3 protein-coding genes and 1 pseudogene are annotated in these 2,255 nt (G+C 71.2%); 2 read left to right on the top strand and 2 right to left on the bottom strand.

The genetic code is table 11. The features are described from left to right. A pseudogene (locus B8460_RS19705) lies at positions 1–189 on the bottom strand (HpcH/HpaI aldolase/citrate lyase family protein); the annotation flags it as partial. Next, a complete protein-coding gene (locus B8460_RS19700) occupies positions 186–563 on the bottom strand; it encodes an aldolase/citrate lyase family protein (RefSeq protein ID WP_052945320.1) in 378 nt (125 codons plus the stop codon). The pseudogene B8460_RS19705 and the gene B8460_RS19700, both read right to left, overlap by 4 nt. Before the next feature lie 95 nt (positions 564–658). On the opposite strand from B8460_RS19700, the gene B8460_RS19695 reads away from it, so the two are divergent. Together B8460_RS19695 and B8460_RS19690 are read left to right on the top strand one after the other, a co-directional pair. Then, positions 659–1,411: an ABC transporter ATP-binding protein gene (locus B8460_RS19695; RefSeq protein WP_048863333.1), complete on the top strand. Its 753-nt coding sequence runs from the start codon at positions 659–661 to the stop codon at positions 1,409–1,411. Next, entirely contained in the window at positions 1,404–2,099 is a 696-nt protein-coding gene (locus B8460_RS19690) for an ABC transporter ATP-binding protein (protein WP_048863332.1), read from the top strand. The genes B8460_RS19695 and B8460_RS19690 overlap by 8 nt, the downstream gene beginning before the upstream one ends. Positions 2,100–2,255: the final 156 nt, after the last annotated feature.

The raw sequence follows: 2,255 nt of genomic DNA, 5'->3' as shown, positions 1-2,255 counted from the left end.
GGCGGCGGCGGCGATCAGCACGGCCGCGCGGGCGGCGGCGACCGGCGGCGCATAGGTGCCGTCCTCCCGGCGCGGGCTGATGCCGAGATCGGCCGACAGGTCCTCGGCCCCGAAACAGATCGCCCGCAGCCGGGAGGGCGCGCCGCCATAGCCCGCGAGGCCCGCGACCGAGGCCGCGGTCTCCGTCACGATGGCGATGACGCCGATCGACCCCGGCGGCAGGCCGGCGCCCGCCTCCAGCACGCCATCTGGTGGTCCAGGACGCGCAGATCGTCGATGCCCGCGCATTTCGGCAGCATCAGCGCCGCCGGGCCGGCCGGCACCACGGCGGCCAGATCGTGCAGGTACCACGGCGTGTCGCGCGGATTGACCCGCACCACCAGGGCGCGCGCCGCCGCCTGCGCCCGCACGATTTCCACCGTCTGGGCGCGCGCCGCGTCCTTGCCGCTCGCGGCGACGCTGTCCTCGAGATCGAGGATCACGCAATCCGCGGCCGAGGCGATCGCCTTCTCGGCCTTGCGCGGCGAATCGCCGGGCGCGAAGAGCGGCGTGCGCAGTTTCATTCAATGCCTCCTTCAACCGGAAACAATCTTGCGCGGGGGGCGCCGATATGCAAATCCATCGCGCCATAGACAAATCAACGGGGAGACGGCCGGGCGTGTCGGACACGATCCTGGAGACCGCCGGGCTGACACGGGAGTTCCGCGGCTTCGTCGCGGTCAACGACGTGTCCCTGCATGTCGCGGCCGGCACCATCCACGCGCTGATCGGGCCGAACGGCGCCGGCAAGACGACCTGCTTCAACCTGCTCACGAAGTTCCTCGCGCCCACGCGCGGCAGCATCCGCTTCAAGGGGCGCGACATCACCCGCATGTCGCCCGCCGCGGTGGCCCGCCTCGGCCTCGTCCGCAGCTTCCAGATCTCGGCGGTGTTCCCGCATCTGAGCGCGCTCGAGAACGTGCGCATGGCGCTGCAGCGCGGGCGCGGCGCGAGCTTCGATTTCTGGCGGTCCGACCGCACGCTGGCGCGCTATGACGATCGCGCGCGCGAACTGCTGTTCGATGTCGGCCTCACCGGCTATGCCGATACGCAGGCGGGCGAGCTGTCCTATGGCCGCAAGCGGGCACTGGAAATCGCCACCACGCTGGCGCTCGAGCCGGAGATGATGCTGCTCGACGAGCCGACCGCCGGCATGACGCACGAGGACGTGGACCGCATCGTGCAGCTTGTCCGGCGCATCCGGGGCGGGCGGACGATCCTGATGGTGGAGCACAACCTGTCGGTGGTGGAGGGGCTGTGCGACCGCATCACCGTGCTCACGCGCGGCCGCATCCTGGCGGAGGGCGACTATGCGACCGTCTCGGCCCACCCCGAAGTGATCGCCGCCTATCTGGGGTCCGACCATGCTTGAGGTGCGCGGGCTGAACGCCTGGTACGGCGAGAGCCACATCCTGCACGGCGTCGATTTCGAGGTGCGGGAAGGCGAGGTCGTCACGCTGCTCGGCCGCAACGGCGCCGGCAAGACCACCACCATGAAGTCGATCATGGGCCTCGTGCCGCGGCGCGAGGGCAGCATCCGCTATCGCGGGGCGGAGACGATCGGCCTGTCGTCCAACGCGGTGGCCCGCGCCGGCATCGCCATCTGCCCGGAGGAGCGCGGCATCTTCGCCTCGCTCTCGGTGACGGAAAACCTGATGCTGCCGCCGATCGTCGCCCCCGGCGGCCTCGACATCCCGACCATCTACACGCTGTTCCCCAACCTGCGCGAACGCGCGGGCACGGCGCAGGGCACCAAGCTGTCGGGCGGTGAGCAGCAGATGCTGGCGATCGCCCGCATCCTGCGCACCGGGGCCAAGCTGCTGCTGCTCGACGAACCGACCGAGGGGCTGGCGCCGGTGATCGTGCAGCAGATCGGCCGGACCATCCGCGAGATCAAGCAGCGCGGCTTCACCGTGCTGCTGGTGGAACAGAATTTCCGCTTCGCCGCGACCGTCGCGGACCGGCACTACGTGATGGAGCACGGCCGGGTGATCGACATGATCCCCAACGGCGCGCTCGAGGCGAACATGGACAAGCTGCACACGTATCTCGGCGTCTGACGCGGCGGTGCGGCACCCGGCGGCCCGGCGGGGCGATCCCCGCGCGGGCCGGCGGCACAAAAGGGGGGACACGCGATGACGATCGGGCGCCGCCATCTGCTCCAGGGCTCCGCCGCCACGCTCGCGCTGTCGGCCGCCGCCGCGCCGCGCGCCCGC

The organism is Acidisphaera rubrifaciens HS-AP3, from assembly GCF_000964365.1.
Lineage (GTDB): Bacteria > Pseudomonadota > Alphaproteobacteria > Acetobacterales > Acetobacteraceae > Acidisphaera > Acidisphaera rubrifaciens.
The sequence above is the reverse complement of the archived record's forward strand: the minus strand, read 5'-3'. Positions and strand labels throughout refer to the sequence as shown.

What these genes read in the sequence shown, in the direction of transcription:
- B8460_RS19700 (WP_052945320.1), bottom strand. Translation starts at nt 563, where the DNA reads ATGAAACTGCGCACGCCGCTCTTCGCGCCCGGCGATTCGCCGCGCAAG.
- B8460_RS19690 (WP_048863332.1), top strand. Translation starts at nt 1,404, where the DNA reads ATGCTTGAGGTGCGCGGGCTGAACGCCTGGTACGGCGAGAGCCACATC.